At 63.1% G+C, this 1,772-nt stretch carries 2 protein-coding genes; both read left to right on the plus strand.

The features are described from left to right. Positions 1 to 82: 82 nt before the first annotated feature. Positions 83 to 952, plus strand: coding sequence for an outer membrane beta-barrel protein (locus RMO81_RS14150; RefSeq protein WP_310476544.1), 870 nt, complete (start codon positions 83 to 85; stop codon positions 950 to 952). Continuing rightward, positions 888 to 1,772, plus strand: an 885-nt coding sequence (locus tag RMO81_RS14155) for a DUF1343 domain-containing protein (protein ID WP_310476545.1), incomplete at its 3' end; no start/stop codon positions are given. The genes RMO81_RS14150 and RMO81_RS14155, both read left to right, overlap by 65 nt.

A 1,772-nucleotide genomic window follows, 5' to 3' on the forward strand; every position in this document is an offset into this window, starting at 1 on the left:
TTTGGTGTTGCCGTGCATTGTTGGATGGTCATCGCCGGCCAAGCGATACGATATTTTCAATACTCCGCACAAAGGACCCTGCATGATTGATCCGATTTCGCTGCTTGCCCGCGCTCTGGCCGGCGCAGCACTGCTGGGTGCAGGTGCCGCCGCAGCGCAGGACGCGCCGCCGCCGCTGCTGCCGGGCCTGAGCGGGCCGATCAGCTACAATCCCAAGCCGCTCAGTGTCGATCTGGGCGGCAGCAAGATCTACATCTCCGGCATCGCCAGCGGTTTTGTCGGTACCCAGTCCAACACCACGCCTGGCGTGGCCAGCAGCTTTGCCGATGTGTCAAACGCCCAGGTGATCATCCAGAAACCCGAAGGCGTGTTCCAGTTTCTGGTGCAGGCAGGCCTCTACCGTCATGAAACGTTGGGCCTGCCCTACGCCCGCGCCGCCACCTTCACCGATGCCACCTATGGCCCGGTGCCGCAGGCGTGGGTGAAGATTGCGCCATCTTCGGCGTTCAACGTTCAGGCCGGCATCCTGCCGGCGATGATCGGGCTGGAAGCGCCGTTCAGTTTCCAGAATCTCAACATCGAACGCGGCGTGCTGTGGGGCCAGGAAAATGTGCTTACACGCGGCGTGCAGGCCAATGTGACGGCGGGCAAGATCACCGCCGGGCTGGCGCTTACGGATGGCTTTTTCTCCGGCAAATTCAACTGGCTGTCGGGCATTGTTTCCTATGTCGATGGCCCGCACACCCTTTCGCTGGTGCTGGCCGCCGCGCTGGATCGCAACGCGCGCTCCACCTTCTCCACGCCGGTGGTGCAGAACAACAGCACGATGTTCAACGTGATCTACAGTTATGCTGGCGAAAAATGGTTGGTGCAGCCCTATTTCCAATATGCTCGCGTGCCTGATCTGGCTGGGCACCTTTGGCACGTTCGCCCAAGTTCGGCTCGGCAATGAAGTTCTCGCCGCCACGAACTTTGAAGCGCTGCGCGGCAAGCGCGTAGGCCTGCTCACCAATCCTTCCGGCGTCAATTCTCGGCTCGAATCCACCATCGACATCTTGCGCCGCGCTCCCGGGGTGAAACTGGTCGCGCTCTTCGCCCCGGAACACGGCTTGAATGCCAACGTCCCCGCCGGACAGGAGTTCCCCAACACCACCGACCCGCGCACCGGCCTTCCCGTCTACACACTCTATGGCCCCGGTCCCGTGCGCAAGCCCACCGCCGCGATGCTTCAGGGCCTGGATGCCCTCGTTTACGACATTCAGGATACCGGCTGCCGCTCCTACACCTTCATCAGCTCAATGGGGCTCGCCATGGAAGCGTGTGCGACCAACGGCGTCGCCTTTGTCGTGCTCGACCGCCCGAATCCCATCGGCGGCGAACGCATCGAGGGGCCGCTGCTCCGCCCTGAGTTTCGCTCGATGGTCGGGCAATGGCCCATCCCCTACGCCTACGGCATGACCGCCGGCGAACTCGCTCAGATGATCAATGGCGAGCGTTGGATCGCGAAGCCCTGCGCGCTGAAAGTTCTCAAGATGGAAAACTGGCGCCGTTGGATGACGTGGCGCGACACCGGCCTGCCGTGGGTGCCCACGTCGCCCTACATGCCGTCGGCGGATTCGCCGCTGCATTATCCGTCCACCGGTTTGCTCGGGCAGATCGGCGGCGTGAGCATCGTGATCGGCTACACGCTGCCGTTCCAGAAGATTGCGTCGCCGTGGTTCTCCGGGCCGGAGCTGGCGGAGTATTTCAGCCGGGCGGGACTGGGCGGCGTG

Source organism: Sandarakinorhabdus sp. (assembly GCF_031422795.1).
Taxonomy (GTDB): Bacteria; Pseudomonadota; Alphaproteobacteria; order Sphingomonadales; family Sphingomonadaceae; genus Sandarakinorhabdus.